The 18,638-nt window shown below is 69.2% G+C and carries 20 protein-coding genes; 9 read left to right on the forward strand and 11 right to left on the reverse strand.

Annotated elements, in window-relative coordinates; translation table 11 throughout:
• Window positions 1–23: 23 nt before the first annotated feature.
• A complete protein-coding gene (locus tag T333_RS03310) occupies window positions 24–791 on the forward strand; it encodes an SDR family NAD(P)-dependent oxidoreductase (RefSeq protein WP_354998222.1) in 768 nt (255 codons plus the stop codon).
• Window positions 792–844: 53 nt separating this feature from the next.
• On the opposite strand, the gene T333_RS03315 is transcribed toward T333_RS03310, so the two are convergent.
• From T333_RS03315 to T333_RS03325, 3 genes are all read right to left on the reverse strand, one after another.
• Entirely contained in the window at window positions 845–1,663 is an 819-nt protein-coding gene (locus T333_RS03315; RefSeq protein ID WP_496423634.1) for a class I SAM-dependent methyltransferase, read from the reverse strand.
• Between the two features lie 210 nt (window positions 1,664–1,873).
• Window positions 1,874–2,401: a peptidase gene (locus tag T333_RS03320; RefSeq protein WP_496423635.1), complete on the reverse strand. Its 528-nt coding sequence runs from the start codon at window positions 2,399–2,401 to the stop codon at window positions 1,874–1,876.
• A 357-nt stretch (window positions 2,402–2,758) separates the two neighbouring features.
• Window positions 2,759–3,382 (reverse strand): superoxide dismutase, encoded by a 624-nt coding sequence (locus T333_RS03325; RefSeq protein ID WP_354998219.1) that lies wholly within the window; start codon window positions 3,380–3,382, stop codon window positions 2,759–2,761.
• Between the two features lie 270 nt (window positions 3,383–3,652).
• On the opposite strand from T333_RS03325, the gene msrA reads away from it, so the two are divergent.
• The gene (gene msrA / locus T333_RS03330) at window positions 3,653–4,360 is read left to right on the forward strand and encodes a peptide-methionine (S)-S-oxide reductase MsrA (protein WP_496423636.1); all 708 of its coding nucleotides are present in this window, start codon (window positions 3,653–3,655) and stop codon (window positions 4,358–4,360) included.
• Between the two features lie 129 nt (window positions 4,361–4,489).
• Here the strand turns inward: msrA and T333_RS03335 are convergent, their stop codons facing one another.
• Window positions 4,490–5,101 carry a hypothetical protein gene (locus T333_RS03335; RefSeq protein ID WP_354998217.1) on the reverse strand — a complete coding sequence of 204 codons (612 nt, stop codon included), beginning with the start codon at window positions 5,099–5,101 and terminating at the stop codon, window positions 4,490–4,492.
• A gap of 453 nt (window positions 5,102–5,554) precedes the next feature.
• Here T333_RS03335 and T333_RS03340 point away from each other — a divergent pair, with 453 nt between their 5' ends.
• The 4 genes from T333_RS03340 to T333_RS03355 all read left to right on the forward strand — a co-directional run bounded on the left by T333_RS03340 (window position 5,555) and on the right by T333_RS03355 (window position 8,874).
• A complete protein-coding gene (locus T333_RS03340) occupies window positions 5,555–5,920 on the forward strand; it encodes a rhodanese-like domain-containing protein (protein WP_354998216.1) in 366 nt (121 codons plus the stop codon).
• 94 nt (window positions 5,921–6,014) lie between these two features.
• Window positions 6,015–7,064: a DUF4328 domain-containing protein gene (locus T333_RS03345; RefSeq protein WP_496424129.1), complete on the forward strand. Its 1,050-nt coding sequence runs from the start codon at window positions 6,015–6,017 to the stop codon at window positions 7,062–7,064.
• Window positions 7,061–7,828 carry a glycerophosphodiester phosphodiesterase gene (locus tag T333_RS03350; RefSeq protein WP_354998215.1) on the forward strand — a complete coding sequence of 256 codons (768 nt, stop codon included), beginning with the start codon at window positions 7,061–7,063 and terminating at the stop codon, window positions 7,826–7,828. Before T333_RS03345 ends, T333_RS03350 begins: the two co-directional genes overlap by 4 nt.
• A 125-nt stretch (window positions 7,829–7,953) precedes the next feature.
• The gene (locus T333_RS03355; RefSeq protein WP_357256148.1) at window positions 7,954–8,874 is read left to right on the forward strand and encodes a DUF5926 family protein; all 921 of its coding nucleotides are present in this window, start codon (window positions 7,954–7,956) and stop codon (window positions 8,872–8,874) included.
• Window positions 8,875–9,134: 260 nt separating this feature from the next.
• Here T333_RS03355 and T333_RS03360 read toward each other — a convergent pair whose 3' ends face one another.
• The 5 genes from T333_RS03360 to T333_RS03380 all read right to left on the reverse strand — a co-directional run bounded on the left by T333_RS03360 (window position 9,135) and on the right by T333_RS03380 (window position 13,932).
• On the reverse strand, window positions 9,135–9,683 hold the full coding sequence (locus tag T333_RS03360) for a ferritin (protein WP_354998213.1): 549 nt from the start codon (window positions 9,681–9,683) through the stop codon (window positions 9,135–9,137).
• A gap of 70 nt (window positions 9,684–9,753) precedes the next feature.
• Complete coding sequence (locus tag T333_RS03365) at window positions 9,754–10,299, reverse strand: ferritin (protein WP_496423637.1); 546 nt, start codon at window positions 10,297–10,299, stop codon at window positions 9,754–9,756.
• 9 nt (window positions 10,300–10,308) lie between these two features.
• Entirely contained in the window at window positions 10,309–11,496 is a 1,188-nt protein-coding gene (locus T333_RS03370) for an LCP family protein (protein ID WP_496424130.1), read from the reverse strand.
• 732 nt (window positions 11,497–12,228) lie between these two features.
• Entirely contained in the window at window positions 12,229–13,017 is a 789-nt protein-coding gene (locus tag T333_RS03375) for a CPBP family intramembrane glutamic endopeptidase (RefSeq protein WP_496423638.1), read from the reverse strand.
• A 153-nt stretch (window positions 13,018–13,170) separates the two neighbouring features.
• Window positions 13,171–13,932, reverse strand: coding sequence for a DUF2470 domain-containing protein (locus tag T333_RS03380; RefSeq protein ID WP_354998209.1), 762 nt, complete (start codon window positions 13,930–13,932; stop codon window positions 13,171–13,173).
• A gap of 122 nt (window positions 13,933–14,054) precedes the next feature.
• Here T333_RS03380 and T333_RS03385 point away from each other — a divergent pair, with 122 nt between their 5' ends.
• From T333_RS03385 to T333_RS03395, 3 genes are all read left to right on the forward strand, one after another.
• Window positions 14,055–14,480 carry a hypothetical protein gene (locus T333_RS03385; RefSeq protein WP_496423639.1) on the forward strand — a complete coding sequence of 142 codons (426 nt, stop codon included), beginning with the start codon at window positions 14,055–14,057 and terminating at the stop codon, window positions 14,478–14,480.
• Between the two features lie 456 nt (window positions 14,481–14,936).
• Entirely contained in the window at window positions 14,937–15,851 is a 915-nt protein-coding gene (pheA, locus tag T333_RS03390) for a prephenate dehydratase (protein ID WP_496423640.1), read from the forward strand.
• 5 nt (window positions 15,852–15,856) lie between these two features.
• Window positions 15,857–16,522 (forward strand): histidine phosphatase family protein, encoded by a 666-nt coding sequence (locus T333_RS03395; protein ID WP_354998993.1) that lies wholly within the window; start codon window positions 15,857–15,859, stop codon window positions 16,520–16,522.
• Between the two features lie 109 nt (window positions 16,523–16,631).
• On the opposite strand, the gene T333_RS03400 is transcribed toward T333_RS03395, so the two are convergent.
• Both T333_RS03400 and T333_RS03405 read right to left on the reverse strand, forming a co-directional pair.
• Window positions 16,632–17,459 carry an ESX secretion-associated protein EspG gene (locus T333_RS03400; RefSeq protein WP_354998206.1) on the reverse strand — a complete coding sequence of 276 codons (828 nt, stop codon included), beginning with the start codon at window positions 17,457–17,459 and terminating at the stop codon, window positions 16,632–16,634.
• Window positions 17,456–18,610, reverse strand: a complete 1,155-nt coding sequence (locus tag T333_RS03405; RefSeq protein WP_354998205.1) for a PPE domain-containing protein — start codon at window positions 18,608–18,610, stop codon at window positions 17,456–17,458. Before T333_RS03405 ends, T333_RS03400 begins: the two co-directional genes overlap by 4 nt.
• Window positions 18,611–18,638 lie beyond the last annotated feature (28 nt).

An 18,638-nucleotide genomic window follows, 5' to 3' on the forward strand; every position in this document is an offset into this window, starting at 1 on the left:
CTGTCACGAACGAGAGGACCATCGTGGAGATTTCGGGTTCCGCCGCCATCATCACCGGAGGCGCATCCGGCCTCGGCGCCGCCACCGCCAAGCGGTTCGCCGAGCTGGGCGCCACCGTCTTCGGCCTGGACGTGCCGCAGTCGATCGAGCGCGCCGGTGACAACGTGCCCGCCGGAGTCACCCTCATTCCGGCCGACGTCACCAGCAACGACGAGGTCGCCGCCGCGGTCGCGCAGGTGGTCGAGTCGGGCGCGCCGCTGCGCATCGTGGTCAACTGCGCCGGTGTCGGCTGGGCCGGTCGCATCCTGTCCAAGAACGGCCCGCACGATCTGGAGCTGTTCCGCACCGTCATCACCGTGAACCTGCTCGGCACCTTCAACGTCATGCGCTTGGCCGCCGACGCCATCGCCAAGACCGACCCGGTCGACGAGTACGGCCAGCGCGGCGTCGTCATCAACACCGCCTCGGTCGCCGCCTTCGAGGGCCAGGTCGGCCAGATCGCCTACTCCGCCTCCAAGGGCGGCGTGCACGGCATGACCGTCCCGGCCGCGCGCGATCTCGCGCAGTTCGGCATCCGCGTGAACACCATCGCCCCCGGCATCATCGACACCCCGATGCTGGCCGGCGTCACCGAGGAGTACCGCAAGGGCCTCGAGGCGGGCGTGCCCTTCCCGTCGCGCCTCGGCCGCCCGGAGGAGTACGCGCAGCTGTCGCAGTACATCGTCGAGCACGACTACCTGAACGGCGAGACCATCCGCATGGACGGCGCGCTGCGCATGGCGCCGCGGTAATCTCCGCTCGAAAAGCCGTCTCCGATTCGCTTCGGGGGCGGCTTTTTTCGTGGTCAGGGCAGGGGCTTGTGGCCGATGCCGAGGAAAGCGGTGGTGGCCAGCGGGGTGTTCGGACGGTAGTTCTCGACGAGGTAGGCCCGCATGGCCTCGGAACGCGCGGCCCACTCGTCCTCGCCGATCGAGCGCCGCAGCACCGCCATCGGCGCGCTGCCACGCGACATCTGTTCCCAGAGCCGATCCGCGTCAGGGTAGGACACCGATGTGGTGTGGCGCTGGATGGACACCCCGGCGAATCCCGCGCCGCGCATCTCGGTGGCGAACACCTCCGGATTCTCCAGGCTCAGGAAGTTCGGCGGCGGCTCCTGGATATTCGGATCGCCCGCCGCCAACGCGCCGAAACGCATCCGCATCAAGGGGGATTCGGCGACCGGCGCCCAGCTCGACACCACCGCGACACCGCCTGGCCGCAACACCCGGAACAGTTCCGCGAAACCCTGGATCCGGTCGAGGAAGAACATCAGGCCGAACATGGAGAAGCCCGCGTCGAATTGATCGTCCTCGAACGGCAGCTGCTGACCGTCGCCGACGCGCACGTCGATGTTGGTCAGCCCGGCGTCGCGCGCGGCGGCACGGAGGCGTTCGAGCATGTGCTCGGCGAAATCCACGGCCTGCACCCGGCGGACCCGCGCGGCGGCGGGCAGGCTCAGCGTTCCCGGCCCCGCCGCGACGTCGATGATGTGCGCGTCGGCGGGCAGATCGGCGATTTCGAGGGCGCGGTCGGAGAAGGGCGCCATGATCGCGAGCGCGGATTCGGCGTAGCCGTCGGCGACCAGATCCCAGGGTTCGGCGGCGGCGAGGGGATTACCGGACATGTCTTCCACGATCCTTTCGACCGTCACAGGCTAACTGTGTAGCCCCCTCGCAAACCACCGACTCGCGCGAATGTCGCTGTGCGCGTGCGTGTTCGCGCACGGTTCACGGCGAAGTGGCGCCGTCCGCATCCGCGGAGCAGCGCGCGCAGCCGTAATGGTGCCGGATCGAGTGGCGGATGTGGCCACTCGGTCGGCGGTCGACGGTGCGTTTCAAGCGGCGAGCAGCATCGCGAGCACGGCGGTGTCCGGATCGCAGATCGGATCGAGGCCGACCCGGCTGACCAGCGAGGTGACGGTGCCGTCGGATTCCGCCTCGGCCCAGGCCGCGCGGTGTTCGAGGCCGAGGTGCGGCACGCCGGGCAGCAGCACGCAGCCCGAGGCCGCGCCCGCGCATTCCGGCAGCGACGGGCGGGTCTCCGAAGGCGGGTGCAGCATGAGCAGCGCGGGCGGCACATGGTCGGCGAACCGGCCGGGCTCCAGCGCCTCCTCGCCGAGCACCGTGCCCTCGGCCAGCACCAGCCCGACCGTGCCCGGCTCCGGATCGTCCGGCAGCTCCTCGCGGACGCCGAAGACGGTCGAGGTGGCGAGCAGGCCAGGCAGACTCGCGACCCGCACGGCGAGCACGAGCACCTGCGCCCATTCCTTGGTGGTGTCCGGCCAGCGACCGGAGATGACGAACCCGCGCAGCGATCCGCGCGAGTGGAACGGCGTGACGCCGATCGGCCCGTTGGTCCGCATCGTGCCTCCCGAGATGAACCGGGGGCGGTCTTGCCCGTCCTCGAACTGTTGGATTCAGAGGATGACTCATGGATCATCTGGCACACAAGTACCAATGAGTGCTAATCGGCAGCGGACGCCCTGATCGGGCGGCAGACACGAAAAAGCCCGCCGGGCGATCCACTTCCCGACGGGCCAACTCGTAATCCAACTCGCCGCCCGAGCACTCCCAGCCACCTCGAGGGCGAGTCTTACGAGCCCGTTCGCGGCCGTCTCGTTTCCGAGTGGTCGAAGCGCATGCGCCGGAGGCGCGAGTCTCGACCGCTCGGAAGCGAGACATAAGGGCCGCGAACACGCGCGCGCCAGCGCGCCAACAACTCAGCCGAAGATGAGGCCCTTGCCCTGGGTGACGGCGCGAGCGAAGCGCTCCTGCACGTCCTCCCAGTTGACGACGTTCCAGAACGCGGTCACGTAGTCGGCCTTGACGTTCTTGTACTGCAGGTAGAAGGCGTGCTCCCACATGTCGACCTGCAGCAGCGGGATGATGCCCAGCGGGACGTTGGCCTGCTGGTCGTAGAGCTGGAAGGTGAGCAGCTTCCCGCCGAGCGTGTCGTAGCCGAGCACCGCCCAGCCGGAGCCCTGCAGGCCGTTGGCGGCCGCGGTGAACTGCGCGCGGAACTTGTCGAACGAACCGAACTGGTCGTCGATCGCGGCGGCCAGGTCGCCGACCGGCTTGTCGCCACCGTTGGGGGAAAGGTTCTTCCACCAGATGGAGTGGTTCACGTGGCCACCGAGGTGGAACGCGAGGTTCTTCTCGTAGAGGAAGATCGCGCCGTGATCACCGGACTCACGAGCCGCCTCGAGCTTCTCGAGAGCGGTGTTCGCGCCCGCGACATAGGCCGCGTGGTGCTTGGAATGATGCAGCTCGTTGATCTGCCCGGAGATGTGGGGCTCCAGGGCGCTGTAGTCGTAATCCAGATCTGGCAGCGTGTACTCAGCCACGATGTCCCTTTCTCAGTTGTCGGGCTGTGGCGCCCGGATCGGGCGCTTCCAACCATCATTCGTACACCCGCTCGGTTCCAACCGGGTGGTGTGCCCCCACATTCCATCGGAGATCTGATGATCACGCAGGGGTTGCTTGCGGCGTGAGCGAACGCAGTGAGCGAATCATGTGCCAGCGCGCACCGCGCATGCCGGAGCCGAGCGCCAGCGAGGCGCAGGCGTGAGCGGAAGGGCGATTCGACCGCGAGCATTCGTGAGTAGCATCGAACCATGTCGTTCTTCGACGAACTGGTCGGACGGATCCGCCTCCCCGAGCCGGTGATGGTGGCGCCGGACCAGGCGCTCCCCGGCCGCGAGGAACCAATTCTGGTGCCGGATACCCACTTCGTGAACGGACATCCCCTCCGTCCGCCGTTTCCGGAGGGCATGCGGGTGGCCGTCGTCGGTATGGGTTGTTTCTGGGGCGCGGAGAAGGGTTTCTGGGAACTCGACGGCGTCTTCACGACCGCGGTCGGATACGCGGGCGGGTACACCCCGAACCCGACCTACGAGGAGGTGTGCAGCGGCCGCACCGGCCACACCGAGGTGGTGCTCGTCGTCTTCGACCCGGCGGTGCTCGATTACGCGAACGTGTTGCGGCACTTCTGGGAGGAGCACGATCCGACCCAGGGCATGCGCCAGGGCAACGATCGCGGAACGCAGTATCGGTCGGCGATCTTCACGCTGGACGACGAACAGGCCGAGCTGGCCAGGAGTACCGCGGAGCGCTACGGAAAGCGGCTGGCGGAGGCGGGATACGGGTCGATCACCACCCAGATGGCTCCGCTGCCGACGCCGGGCGCGGATGCGCCGGGACCGAATCTGTCCGGGTTCTATTACGCCGAGGCGTATCACCAGCAGTACCTGGCGAAGAACCCGGGCGGTTACTGTCCGGTGCACGCCACCGGGGTGAGTTGCCCGGTCGGGCTCGGAGCCTGAGAGTCCTTGTGCCACGGGCCTCGTGCCGTGCTCCAGATGCTGCCGTTCTCGGTGGTGACGCGCGTAGACGCCTGAACACGAACCGCCGCGCACCCGGTGTGATCGGACGCGCGGCGGTCGCGGAAATCTCTACAGCGGCGGAACGATTCCGGGGCGGATGGTGCGCGGATCGCCCGCGTCGTGCGCCTTCCACCAACGAACACCGCCCGCGATGAAGTCGGCGGGCGCGATCTCCTTGCCCTTGGCGTCGTGCACCGTGAGGCTGTCGAACCACACTCGGACGTCGAGTTCGCGCGGGTCGATGCCCTCCTCCTGGGAGAACTCCAGCACGTGCGAGGGGGTGTGGTCGTCGATCTTGGTGTCGAAGCTGAGCAGTTCGCGCCACAGCGCCCACCCGCTGTCGTCGACGTCGATGAATTCCCAGCCGTGCAAACGGCCGCCGCCGAAGCTGCGGATCGCCTCGTCGAGGCCGTCGAGCTGCAACGGAAGGATTCTCGCCTCGATGTCGTCCCAGCGCTGGACGCGCAGCGAGGCCGCGACCCGGCTGACGCCGGTGAAGGTCAGGCGGACTTGGTGATCCTGCGGCGCCGCCTTGTCGGCGGGCAGCGTCAGAACGGTCAGATCGAGGCGCAATATCGCCGCCTCGGTATCGACCTCGAGCCCGAGGCAGGTCGCCTCCGAGATCGCGGTGTTGAAACCGGTGGAGTCCAATCCGTCGAGTAGCCCCCTGCGCACGTCCATGGCCCCAGGCTACCGACAGCTCCAGCTGGAACCCGGTATTTCATTTTTTCTAGTGTTCTCGTTTTTTCTGGAACCGAATCGTTCCCCGCGCCGTCCAAGTAAGTGTCGGGACCCGCTCGGCCGCGGTTCCGAGGCGGCGGCGAACGACCGCTCCGGGATGGATCAAGGAGGGGAGTCCCGGATCGGTCGTTCGTGACGCGCGCTTCGCCGCGGATCAGCTGAACCGGGCCGGTGGGTCCCGATCCCGTCTGGACGACGAGGGAACGGATTCGCGGGACGATTGCTTATAGCCGCGTCCTGTGAGTGTCCGAGAACCTGATAGGTCCCGCCTGTGGATCAGCTTGTGGATTATGTGGATAACTCTCATGGAGAGGTCGAGGCCGCCCCGGACGCGCGCGTGACCGCAACGCGGGCGACGGCACGTACGTGCGCCGACCATGGCAGGATCGAATCGTGACGAGCTCCGAGATCCCGTCGGTGTCGGTGGCGGACCTGCCCGGCGAATTCGACCACAGCGAGCGACCGGACCAGGTCCGGGCCATCCTGCTCGACGTGCGCGAAGACGACGAGTGGCAGCTCGGGCACGCCCCTGGCGCGATCCACATCCCGATGGCCGACGTGCCGGCCCGCACCGAGGAGCTGGACTACGACGCCGAGGTCTATGTCGTGTGCAGGCAGGGCGGCCGGTCGATCGAAGTGGTGAAATACCTGGCCTATATCGGTTTCGAGGCCGTGCAAGTCAGCGGTGGCATGGTGGCCTGGCAGAAGTTGGGTCGCCCGCTGGTCGGCGAGAGCGACCAACCGGCGAAGATCTACTGACGAAAGAGCGAGGTGCCCAGGCAATGAGCGTCAGGCCGGGAAGCGGCTGCCCGCGCGACCACGCCGGGCGAGCGAAGGACACGCTGTGAGTACCATGCTGCAGCCCTGTGCGCGCTGCGGCGCGCGGTGGGCCGTGCACGGGACCCCGATGCACTGGTGCCCGCGCTGCCACGGCGTGCTGCTCTCGCCGGGCCCCCTCGACGCTCCCGCCGAACGGCGCAATTACCGCTGGGTCGCGCGCCGACCCGACCAGCGGCACGGCAGGCCCGTCGCGACGGGGGCTCGCAAGCCCGCCACGCCGACCCCGCGCTACACGCAGATTCCGCGCTGGGGTTTGCGCGACGAACCGGCCGCCGCGGCCGACGCGACCCCGCGTCGGCGCACCGCCGTGCTGGCGGGCTGGGTCACGCCGTTGCTGCTCGTCACCGCGGTGATGTTCGCGGTCGCCGCGGTCGGCGAGCTGGTGCGTTACGTCATCCTGCTGGTCAACCGGACCCGTCTCATCGATCCGTGGGCGCTGCGTTTCTCGGATTGGCTGGTCACCGTGTCGTCGCTGCTGGCGCTGGCCTTGGCGCTCGGCAGCGGCGTCGCGCTGCTCGGCTGGCTCGTCGAGACCCGCCGCGCGGTGTTCGCGAAGGCGGGCCGCAGCGATCCCCGTTCCGCTCCTGCGCTCGTCCTCGGCTGCCTGATCCCGGTGGTGAATCTGGTCTGGCCGGGTGTGTTCCTCACCGAGATCGCCACCGAACGCGACGACCCCAGGGGCCTGCGCGCGATCCGGATCTGGTGGTGCGCTTGGGTTTTCGGCGGACTGATGGCCGCAGCCGCGCTGCTCTGGCGGACCGCGGATTCGCTGCAGGTCAAGGCGGACGGCGTGCTGTTCGCGGCGTGGACCGACGCGGTCGCCGCGGCGGTGACGGTGCTGACGCTCTGGGCGCTGCGACTGCTGGACGGACGCGACCTGTTCGGGCGGCTCCGGTTGGCGCGCCGCTGGGTGGTCGCCGTCGATCCGCCGGTGCCGGTCATCGAGCCGGTGCACCCCGCCCGCGCCGCGGCGCCGGTCCGGGATGCGGCCGACGCCGACATCATCGAGGATCGGGATACCGACAGCGGTGCCGTTCAGCACGAGGAGGTCATGGCCAAGTGAGCCAGAGCAGTCGCGCACCGTTCGTCGTCGCGCACCGTGGCGCTTCGGCGGCGCGTCCCGAGCACACGCTCGCCGCGTACGAACTCGCGCTCCAGGAGGGCGCGGACGGCGTGGAATGCGACGTCCGGCTGACCAGGGACGGACATCTGGTCTGCGTGCACGACCGCACGGTCGACCGCACCTCCACGGGTTCCGGGCTGGTCAGCGAGATGACACTGGACGAGTTGCGCTCGCTCGATTTCGGCGGTGACGGCCAGCCGGCCTCGGTGCTGACCCTCGGCGAACTCATCGAGCTGGTGCTCGACTGGCGCAGCAGGCCGACCAAACTGTTCATCGAGACCAAGCACCCCGTCCGCTACGGCGCGCTCGTGGAGAACAAGCTGCTCGCCGAGCTGCAGCGCTTCGGCATCGCCACGCCCGCCTCGGCGGACCATTCGCGCGCGGTCGTCATGTCGTTCGCCGCGACCGCGGTGTGGCGGATCCGCCGCGCCGCGCCGCTGCTGCCCACGGTGCTGCTCGGCGAGTCCTCGCGATACCTCGGCGGCGGTGCGGCGACCACCGTCGGCGCGACGGCCGTCGGGCCGTCGGTGAAGACGTTGCGCGAGCACCCGGATCTGGTGGACCGGGCCGCCGCGGCGGGTCGCGCGACCTACTGCTGGACCGTGGACGATCCCAAGGACGTGCGGCTGTGCGCCGATCTCGGCGTCAGCTGGGTCGCGACCAATCACCCCGGCCGCACGAAAACCCTGCTCGCCGCCGCTTGATTCGTACTGCCAGACGCCGATTCGACCATGTTTGGCGCCGTGCGAGATTCGCGTTCCGCGATTCCCGCGTTCCGCGCCGTGGCGCATCGCGGCGACAGTCACAGCACCCTGTAGTTTGAGCCCTCGTGGGTAAGAGCAAGCGCAACAGTCCGAAGCCCGGAGGGAACCGGGCGCAGCGTCTCGCCGAGCGCAAGGCGGCGCAGGAGCAGGCGGCCAGTGCCGTCACCCGGCCGTTCGAAGGGTTGGCCGCGGAATGCGATCTGGTCGCACTGCGGGAATTCGTGCCGTCGGCGACCGCGACTCTGAAGCTGTCGCCCGAGGTGGCCGCCGAGCGTTCGGTCGTGCTCGCCACGGTGCTGCCCGGCGCGGTGGCCGCGCTGGTCCGCGCCGGTGACGAGCCGACCGGTTACGTCGGCACCCAGGTGCAGTTCCAGGGCGCCGACCCGGCCGCCGATATCGCCGCCGCGATCCTGTGGACCCAATCCGCCGAGCCCGGTGACTCGCTGACCTCCGTCGAGAGCGTCGCGGGCGGTCCGCGGCTGGCCGACGTCATCGATCCGGGCGCCGACCTGGAACTCACCGTGCACCAGGACTTCGACTGGTGGGTGCCGGAGGGCGTGACGCCAGATCCGCAGGTCGCCGCCACCATCGAGCAGGCCAAGCAGGCGATCATGCCGTCGGCGCGGCTGGAGCTCGGCGGCGATGCCGTCGGTGCGGCCTGGTGGGTCGACGCGGGCGAGAAGGCGCATGTGCGCTGGGTCCGCCCGGAGAACGAGGACGATTTGATGCTGGCGCTGGCCCGGCTGCATGCCTCGGGCGGGCTGCACATGGGCGAGGGTTCGCGCTTCGCGGGTTCGTTCCGCACGCACGGGCTGCTGGTGCCGGTGTTCGACCTGGATCCGGAGCGCCACCCCAGCGAGTGGACCGAGACCGCCGCCGAGTTCGGCGTCCGCCTGCTCGGTGCGCTGGCCACGGACGCGCCGCTGACCGCCGACGAGCGCCGCTCGCGCGATGGTCTGCGCTCGCGTCAGGTGACCCTGCGCTGACTCCGGAAATTTCCCGGAGCAATTTTGTGAAAAACCCTTCTTTCGGATCTGCCGCGGGATAAGTTCTGACCATCACCGTTACTGGTGATGGTGCGGTTTACCGCACCGCACAGATGAGGAAAGTAGGGAACACCATGGACGCCATTCTTGCGCTGCTCAAGACGCTGCTCAGCTCGTTGAGCGCCAGCTGAGGCAACCATCTCGGTCCGAACAGGCCCAGCTCGTCGCGAAGAGCTGGGCCTGTTTGCCGAAATGCCTTTTCAGATGTGGCCGCCCGCTGTCGAGGGCGCGCCCGAGGTATCGGCGGGAGAACTCATCTCCCGTGCGATGAAATTCTCCAGGTCGAACAGGTTCGAGCCGGCGCGGTCGGCGATGTTGAGCAAGGTCGTCATATTCGCGACCTCCTCGACCTGCTCCTTCAGGAACCACTGCATGAACTGCTCGCCGAGGTAATCGCCCTCTTCGCGGGCGGTGCTCGCCAACCGGATGATCTGGTCGGTGACGGTCTTCTCCTGGTTGAGAGCCAGGGCGATCGGTTCCCGAACATCGTCGAAATGCGACTTCGCCGGATCGATGCCGGAAAGCTCGATGCTGATATCCCGGTCGAGGAAGTACTGCACGATCATCATCGCGTGATTGCGTTCTTCCACGGCCTGCGCGTAGAACCGCTTGGCCAGCTGCGGCAGATCCGCATTGTCGAACCACACCGCGATCGCGATGTATTGGTGTTCGGCATTGAATTCGTGCCGGATCTGGTCGTGAAGCAGGCTGTGGAATTTGCTGCGTGGGGATTCCGGATGGCTGGACATGACGCCACATTAACGCTGGTCAGGGCGCGTGTCATCCAAGTGCACCCTTATTGAGGCTAGTATTGCCTAATTAAATGTTCGTTGCGCCAGCCATTTTCGGCGCCGAAATGTCGGGCTTTGCCGGAGCGCGTACCTCGCGCGCCACGAACTGTTCGACGTCGAAGAGGTTGCCCTCCCGGTCGAGCACCGTCAGCAGCGTCGTCATCCCGGCGACATTGTCCAGCTGCGCTTTCAGGAACCACTGCGTGAACCGCTCGCCGAGGTAGTCGCCGCTCTCCCGCGCGGCCTTCGCGAGCGCGGTCACCTGCGCGGTGTACCCGCGCTCCGCCTCGAGCAGGAAAGCCATTGCGGCGCGCGGAGATTCGAAGTCGGAGCGGATCGAGTCCAGCCCGCCGACCCGGATCTCCAGATCCCGGTCGAGCAGGTACTGCACCATGCGCAGCGCGTGCCCGCGATGTTCCTCCGAGCGGGCATAGCAATGTCGGGCCAACTGCGGGAGCCGGTGCGAGTCGAAGTAGACCGCGCCGGCGAGATACTGCTGCGCGACGGTGAATCCGTGCCGGATCTGATCGCGCAGCAAGGCCGGGAAGGGCGGGGCGCCATCGGTGTCGGACATACTCCGACGCTACCGCGTGAGCAGCTCTTCCGGGATGGATCTGTCGTCCGCGAGCGCCTCGAAGAACGCGCCCGCCTTCGTCTTGTCCCAGAGCAGCACGTTGCCGATGCCGGAGACGTCGTCGAATCCGCCGACCGGCACCGTGGTCGCGACCGTGTCGCCGCGCATCGCCCAGCCGAGGCGGCCGAGGTCCCAGATGTGATCGCCCTCGTCGACTTTGAGCGAGCGCGCCGTGTCGCCCGCCAGCGGCCACAGCTTGAACGGATTGGCCAGGGTGGCGCCGCTGGTCGCCTTCTGCAGCAGGGCGGCCATGAAGAGACGCTGGTTGTTCATCCGGTCGATGTCGGCGAGCGCGGTCGCCCTCGACCGCACGAAGCCGAGCGAATCCGGTCCGTTCAGCTTCTGGCAGCCCGCCTCCAGGTTGATCCCGGCGAGCGGGTCGTCGATGGGCTTGGGCACGCAGACGTCGATACCGCCCAGCGTGTCGACGATGCCCGCGAAACCGGCGAAGCCGATCTGGGCGTAGTGGTCGATACGCAGGCCGGTCGCGACCTCCACGGTCTGCACGAGCAGCTGCGGCCCGCCGATCGCGAACGCCGCGTTGAGCTTGTCCCTGCCGTGGCCGGGGATGCCGACGTAGGAGTCGCGCGGCAGGCTGACCAGCGTGGTCGGGCCCGACTTCGGGATGTGCACCAGCATGATCGTGTCGGTGCGCTCCGGCCCGACCTCGCCGCCGGTGGCCAGCTCCTGCTCCTGTTCGGGGGAGAGCCCGCCGCGACCGTCGGAGCCCACCAGCAACCAGTTGGTGCCCGGGGTGTTGTCGACTCGGTCGGTGTATCCGGCCAGGGCGTCGATGCGGGTGAGCTTGCCGTCCAGGTTGATCACCGCTGCGACCGAGCCGACGACCAGGAGCAGCAGGAACACCAGGAACCAGCGGAACGGACGCCGCTTGCGGCGCGGGCGCGGAGCGCGATCGGCGCGCGGGGGAGCGGCGGGCGGCGGCGGTGTGCCACGGCGTCCGCGCGGGCTCGGGGCGTGAGTGCGCGGGACGGGATCGTGGAACGGCTCGGGTTGTTGCGTCGGTGCGTACTCGGGTTCGGCTTTGCGCATGCGCGGGGGTGCTTCGTGCGAGTCCCGGGGGACCTGCGAATAGGCGAGGGCCTGGGCGTTGGGGTCGGCGCCGTCGCGGCGGAGGATTTTGGTGGTCCGATCGATTCGGCCGTGGGGAGGGTGGCCGTGTTGGGCGGCCGCGTCGCCGTGCGGCGGGGCGGCGCTGTAGCCCGCAGCGGCGTGACCCGGGCCGGGAGCGTCTGCTCGGCCCGACCGCGGGACATCACCTCGGCCATGGGGCGGTGGTGGGACGGCGGTGCGGCCGTGCGGCGGTGCACCGGCGTGGCTCGATCGCTGGGTAGCGGCTTGGTCTGGGGGAGGCGCGGCGGACCGGCCTCCGGGCGGGGCGGCGCTGGCCTGCGGGGTTCGACCTGGCGGCGGTGCGGCGTGGCCCGGACGGGCGGTGGCAGCGTGGCCCGGCGGCGACGGGTGCCCACCCTGTGGCGGTTGGGCGGGGCGGCGCTGTGCGGGCGGAACGGCATCGCGGCCGTGGGGCGGGTTGGCTCCCCGGCCGTGCTCCGAGGGTGGCACGCCCTCGCGGCGGTGCGGCGGGTTGGCCCGGCCGTGTTCTGCGGGCGGGATGCCCTCGCGGCGGTGCGGCGGGTTGGCCCGGCCGCGTTCCGAAGGCGGGACGGCGCCTCGGGGCGGTGGCGGGACGGCGGCGCCTTGCTGGGGTGGTTGCGGCACGCCGGGTCGGCCCTGCGGCGGCGGCACCCGGCGCGTCCGCGCGTTGCGGGGGTCGTCGCCGTTCATCACACTGACTCTACTGATCGGGGGCGGCACTGGTTTCTTCGATAATCACCCGGCCGGGGGTTTCCGTTACGGCAGCCAGGAAACGTGTCCGCGCAGCGCCGTGTAGCCGATGTAGGCGACCGCGTCGATGGTCGCGTGCGCCAGGATCAGCGGCCACAGCCGGTTGGTGCGTTGCCAGTAGCGGCCGAAGATCAAGCCCATCACGAGGTTGCCCAGACCGCCGCCGAGCCCCTGGTAGAGGTGATAGCTGCCACGTAGCAGCGCCGAGGCGGCCAGCGCGGAATTCTCCGTCCAGCCGAGTCTGCGCAGCCGCGTGATGAGGTACGCGACCACCAGGATCTCCTCGGCGAACGAATTCGCGCAGGCGGAAAGGATCAGCACGGGCAGCCGCCACCAGTGCTCGTCCAGCGAACTCGGCACGATCGTCACGCTGAACCCCATCGCGTGCGCGACCAGATACAGCCCGAGCCCCGGCAACCCGATGATCGCGGCCAGTACGAGTCCGGGCACCCCGTCCGCCTTCGGACGGAACCGCGCGAGTCCGATCAGCCGCGGCCCGATCCCGCTGCGCCACAACAGGTACAGACCCAGCGCCGCCCACCCGGCCAGCCGCAACACCCCGAGCAACTGGAACAGCAGATCGATCAGCGAATGGTCGGAGCGCGAGGCGTTCAGCGCGACCGTCCGCCCACCGACGCCTCCCGGCCCCAGCGCACTGTCCACCAGCGAAAGCGCCGCGCTGACCCCGCTCAACCCGAAGGTGACGGTCAGCACGATCGCGATCTCGATCCGAATCCCGAGACGCTCCCGGTCCGTCAACTCGGATTCGCCAGGGGCATCCGACTCAGCGCGCATGCGTCGAATCTAGCGACGGGTCCGCGTCCGGGCGCTCGTCACCCGTTTTCGACGAGGCCACCACGCAGGCGCCCACTTCCGATGGGGGGTCGATCGGCCGAGTCGCGGTCGCTTCTGCCAGCTCCGGCGGAGGCGACCGATCCACGGCCGCGGTCATATGCGGCGGAGGCCGTTGAGGAAGGGGCAACCCGCCAGGGTGCGGACGGCGCGGCTCAGGGATTCGATGTCGTTGGCCGGGGCGCTGAACGGAAGGCGGAAGTCGTGGTCGCCGTCGTGACCTTCGACGCGCAGGGTGACGCCGTAGCGGTCGATGGCGAGCGGGTGCACGGTGCCGGTCTGCAGGCGCGGCGGCAGGTGGCGGGCGAGCTGGGCGATGACGTCGGCGTGGTCGGCGTCCATGTGCTGCAACCAGGCCGACTCCATCGTGCAGAACGGGTCCGGCTGGGCGAGCCGCAGTTCCTCGACGCAGACCGCTTCGGCGCCGGTGGAGTCGGCCATGACGGCGCTGTTGATCACCAGGCGCAGCAGCGTCGAGGTGTGCCCGACGTCCAGCAGCGCGGGGTCCGGGTTGTCCTTGGCGACCTCGCCCGCCAACGCGCGCTGGGCCTGCACCGGCACGGAGCGCACGGTTCCGCGCAACCACACCAAGGCGCGGACCGGCTCGCGCAGCGGCAGCGGCGCGTGATCGGTGAGTTCGAGCACCGCCGCCGCGCCACCTGGCCCAGAGTTACCGATCAGCACCGCGGCGAGCGAGCCGTTCGGCACCGCCACAACCACATCCCCGCACTGGCGCAGGTGATGCACCGACGTCGGGGTCGGGTCGATGCCCGGCAGCGCGAGAACCGCCTGCTCCGCGTGGGCGCACGCGCTGCGCACCCGCTCGGCGGTGCTAGGCGCGACGGTCGGATTCGGCATGCGGACCTCCGTGGTGATGGCGGCGGCGTCAATTAGGTAAACCTAAGCTAAGTGAGCCGCCCTCGATCTGCAAGCGTTACCTTCCGGCTGATTCCAGAATCTGGGCCCGCTACGGTGATCTCGTGGGAGATGCGACACCAACGGCAGGCCACGGCGCGACCGAACCGGTGCTGGTCACGCTGTCCACCCCGGCCCGGCGCAGCCTGGTCGACGGGCTCGTCCGCCCCGTCGGCTCGGTTCCCGAGGTCCCGGCTCTGGACGCCGCCGCTCCCGACTCCGAGATCGCCGACTTCCTCGCCGCCATCGCGCACTCCGATACCGGATTCGTCGCGCGCACCGACGATGGTGAGCGCGCGGTCGCCATCGTTGCCGCGACGGCTGCGGCGTTGTGCGGTGAGGACATTCGGGATGCGCTGGTTCGGCCGGACATCGGCTTTTTGACGGGGTTGAAACCGCCTGCGGTCGAGGCGGTTCGGGGGGTTCTGCTTGCTGTGGAGACCGGTGCGTCGGATCGGGTTCGCGCTGCCTTGGAAGTGCTTGCGCCCTGAGTTGTTGTCCGCTTCGGGGTGTGGCGGTCTGGTGAGCTGACGGTTTCCGAAGTGGAAGGCTTCGGAAGGGCGCGCTGGCTTGTTCGAAGCTGGCTGCTTTCTCTCACCTCCTTCCGGAAATCACCAGCTACTCACCCCGAAGAACGCGACCACAGCCCAGATGACCACGCCGGGAGACGCGCCTACGTCCAACGACGGCGGGAGGTAAGTCGGGTACGGCACCCGACGTGCCCAGCACCGTTCGAGGAGAACCTGGGTAGCAGCTCGTGAATGCGCAGGTGAACCCGAGGAACAACGTCCCTCGACACACACGCACACCAACTCGACGACGACCGCCCGATCAAGCACCGGGACCTGACGCGCACTAGATCAAGGACCGCTGACCGGCACCCCCAGCGAAGGACGCACCCCCACGAACCGGTTTGCTGTCTCCTCACCGCTTGTAATGTCGTAGGCGTGCCGCGCATCGCGTATTTCGGACCGTCCGGAACCTTCACCGAGATGGCCCTCGCCAAGCTCGAGTCCTCGGCGGTCTTCGACGGACCCGTCGAGCGGGTCGCCGCGCCCAGTCAGGGCGCGGCGCTGGATCTGATCCGGTCCGGTGATGTCGACGGCGCGGTCGTTCCGATCGAAAGTTCCGTGGAGGGGTCGATCTCGGCGACGCTGGATTCGCTGGCCATCGGGCCGCGGTTGCAGATCGTCGCGGAGACCGAGCTGGAGGTCAGCTTCACCATCCTGGCGCGGCCGGGCACCGAGCTGGCCGACGTGCGCACGCTGGCCGCGTACCCGGTGGCCGCCGCGCAGGTGCGGATGTGGATCGCGCGGCGCTTGGCCGACGCGGAGATCTACACCTCGGCCTCGAATGCCGCCGCCGCCGAGGACGTCGCGGAAGGGCGCGCCGACGCGGCCGTCTCCACCGTGCTGGCGGGGGAGCGGCTCGGGCTGACCGCACTGGCTTCCGGTGTGGCCGATCACGAACAGGCGATCACCCGCTTCGTGCTGGTGACCCGGCCGCGTGTGGCCCCGGCGGCGACCGGCGCCGACCGCACCTCGATCGTGTTGGAGCTGGCGAACGAGCCCGGCTCGCTGATGCGCGCGTTCGCCGAGTTCGCGACGCGCGGCATCGACCTGACCAGGATCGAATCCCGGCCCACCCGAACGGGTATGGGTACCTACCGGTTCTATCTCGACTGCGTCGGGCATATCGATGACACCGCGGTGGCCGAGGCGCTCAAGGCGCTGCACCGCACGGCCCGGATCCGTTTCCTCGGTTCCTGGCCCGCGACTTCGGCGACCGGGACGCCGCCGCCGTCCGACGAGGCGGCCGCGGAGTGGCTGACTCAGTTACGAAAGGGGGTGGCGGACTTATGAACGAGATCGCGGGCAAGCTGATCCTGGTCCGGCACGGGGAGACCGAAGGCAACGTCGCCAAGATTCTCGACACCAGGGTGCCCGGACTGCCATTGACCGAACGCGGTGCGGCCCAAGCGAAGACGTTCGGTTCGAACCTGATCGCGCCCCCACGCGCGCTGCTCTCCTCGGCCGCCCTACGCGCCAGGCAGACCGCGAGCTACATCGAAGCGGCGACCGGCGTCGCGGCCGACGTCCTCGACGACGTGCACGAGGTCCAAGTCGGCGAACTGGAAGGGCTGAACGACCCCCATGCGCACCGGACCTTCCAGCGCATCTACCGCGCCTGGCACGAGGGCGACCTGACCGAGCGAGTCCCCGGCGGCGAAAACGGCGAGGACGTCCTGGCGCGATTCCTCCCGGTCATCGAAACCCTGCGCACGTCCTTCCTGCTGCCCGAGGCGGGCGGCGGCGACGTGCTGCTGGTCAATCACGGCGCGGCGATGCGATTGGTCGCGCGCACCCTCAGCGGAGTGGCGCCGCCGTTCACCACGAACAACCACCTCGACAACACCGAAACCATCGAACTGGTCCCGCGCCCCGACGGCGGCTGGGACTGCATCCGCTGGGGCCGCTTCGTCCCACCCTTCGGCTACGAGGTCTCACCCACCGCCGACGACCCGATGGGCTGAGAACCTGAGTTCGCCGCCATGCGCGGGCCGCTGACGGACCAAGTCCGCCAGAACCCGAACCCTCGAGCCTTCGACCCCCCCGAACCGCCGAACCTCGCTGAGCCCCGAACTACTTCGCCACTCCCCGCGGAAAATCCTCCCGCTCCGGCAGCGTATTCATCAGATCCAGCAACGCCGTCCGCAGCCGCGCCGTCGTACCCGAACTGATCGACGACCACTTCGTCCCGTCGTCGGCAACACTGGCCGTGATCAGGAACCGCCCGTTGCGCGTATTGAAGATCGCGATGTGATTGTCCGAGATGTCCCGGGTCCCGTCGCCGTACGCCACGCCGGAAATCTGTGCGTGCGAATGGATTTCGACCAGCGCCGAGGCCAGCGTCTGCGCGTCGCGATTCGGGTTGCACACCTTCGCCAACCGGTTGGCCGTCGCCGCGGCGTCGCCGGTCTCGTTGAATATCGGGGCGAGCAACTCGGTCTCGACGTTCATGCTTTCCAGCTCGAGCGGCTCGGCCGGACCGAGCGCCGCGACGATCGGTCCCGGCAGATCCTCTTCCACCTCGTCGATGACGTAGGACTCCGGCCCGCGGAGGGCGACGACCACCAGGTCGTCACCCTTCGCGAGACACAACCGGCTGACCTGTCCCTCGACGTTCCACCGCAGCGCGAGCACCCAGTGCGGCCGGTACAGCGTCCGCAACCGGTCCTCGAGCTCCCGGTGGACGATGCCGTCGATCAGGAAGTCCCGCTCGGTGAGCGACTGGGCGGCCACGTCCATCGCGGCGTCGTGGTCGGTCTGGTTGTCGTAGCGACCCATCGCTTGCAGCACGACGGGAAGCTCGTCGAACTCCAGTTTCTCCAGGAGAAACTGCATTTCGTCGAGCGACAACGTGACGCCCCCGAGCATCGACGGGCCGCGGCCCGCACCCAGAATCGTCACTTAGCCGTCCCGGCAGGGTCGGCGCCGATGACGCCATCGGCGGAGAAACGACCGTCGGTGAAGTGATCGCCGCGCAGGTAGTCCGCGCTCTTGTGCACCGACTCGTCGTCCTCGGCGCCGCGCGTGTTCCCGAGCAGCGGGCTGCCCGCGGGGTTGGTGGCGGCCGGACGGACCGGCGCGGCATCGACCCGGGCGACGACCTCGGCCACCGGAGCCGCGGCGGGCGCGTTGGTCGGCAGACCCGAACCCCAGCCGTCCGGCAGCTTCAGCGAGCCGTTGTTCAGGTTGACGCTCGGTCCGAAGGTCGCCGAGCGGGTCGAGGCTGCGGTCGCCGCGGCGCCCGCCATGCCGCCCGCCATCATCGTCATCGGCGCGGCTGGCGCGACGCTCGGCGCGCCCACGCTGGTGACGGCCGCGATCGCGTTGGCGCCGAGGTTGCCGACGGTGCTCACGCCACCGGTGGCGACGGTGCCCGCCACGTTGGCCACCTGGGTCGCGACGCTGGCGACGGCCGGGTTGTTCACCACCGAGACGGCGGTCGCGATGGCCGACTGCACCGGGTCACCCTGGAAGGTGGCCTCGGCCGAGCCGGGATCCGCGGCGCCCGCGCCGTTGGCGATCGGCGGCGGGTTGTAGAACTCGCCGGGGGTGGTGACGGTCGCGGTGGTCGCGGCCTCGTAGGTCTCCATGACCAGCGCGGCGCGGATGTCCATCGCGTGCTTGGCGAGTTCCGCCGCCTCCCACGCGCCCGACACCGCGCCCGCGGGGTTCGCGGAGACGAAGACGGCGGTGTTGGTGGCGACGATCTCCGGCGGACTCGGCATGGTCAGCGCGGCGACGGTGTAGGCGGTGGCGTTCGCCGCGGCCTTGGCTCCCATCGAGGCGGCCATCACGCCCTGCTGCTCCGCCCAGCCGGTGAATCCGACCAGCCGGGACAGCGCCGCGATGCCGTTGACACCCTGCATGCCGACGCCGAGCTCGGCCATCACGCGGGTGACGGTCGCGGTCGCGTCGACCCAGGCCGCGGTGAGCCCGCCCCACGCGGTGGCGGCGGCCGAGATCGGTACGGCGTGCGCGCCCGAGTGGAGCAGCGCGGAGTTCACTTCGGCCATGCGGGGCAGCCAGAACACCCCGGTGATACCTGCGGTCATGCTTGTTTCTCCCCTTGTGTCTCGATGT

It is taken from the genome of Nocardia sp. CNS-044 (assembly GCF_059570515.1).

Excerpts from the sequence above, each read along its gene's own strand:
- T333_RS03315 (WP_496423634.1), bottom strand. The coding sequence starts at position 1,663 with ATGTCCGGTAATCCCCTCGCCGCCGCCGAACCCTGGGATCTGGTCGCC.
- T333_RS03320 (WP_496423635.1), bottom strand. The coding sequence starts at position 2,401 with ATGCGGACCAACGGGCCGATCGGCGTCACGCCGTTCCACTCGCGCGGA.
- msrA (WP_496423636.1), top strand. The coding sequence starts at position 3,653 with ATGTCGTTCTTCGACGAACTGGTCGGACGGATCCGCCTCCCCGAGCCG.
- T333_RS03335 (WP_354998217.1), bottom strand. The coding sequence starts at position 5,101 with ATGGACGTGCGCAGGGGGCTACTCGACGGATTGGACTCCACCGGTTTC.
- T333_RS03345 (WP_496424129.1), top strand. The coding sequence starts at position 6,015 with ATGCTGCAGCCCTGTGCGCGCTGCGGCGCGCGGTGGGCCGTGCACGGG.
- T333_RS03360 (WP_354998213.1), bottom strand. The coding sequence starts at position 9,683 with ATGTCCAGCCATCCGGAATCCCCACGCAGCAAATTCCACAGCCTGCTT.
- T333_RS03365 (WP_496423637.1), bottom strand. The coding sequence starts at position 10,299 with ATGTCCGACACCGATGGCGCCCCGCCCTTCCCGGCCTTGCTGCGCGAT.
- T333_RS03375 (WP_496423638.1), bottom strand. The coding sequence starts at position 13,017 with ATGCGCGCTGAGTCGGATGCCCCTGGCGAATCCGAGTTGACGGACCGG.
- T333_RS03380 (WP_354998209.1), bottom strand. The coding sequence starts at position 13,932 with ATGCCGAATCCGACCGTCGCGCCTAGCACCGCCGAGCGGGTGCGCAGC.
- T333_RS03405 (WP_354998205.1), bottom strand. The coding sequence starts at position 18,610 with ATGACCGCAGGTATCACCGGGGTGTTCTGGCTGCCCCGCATGGCCGAA.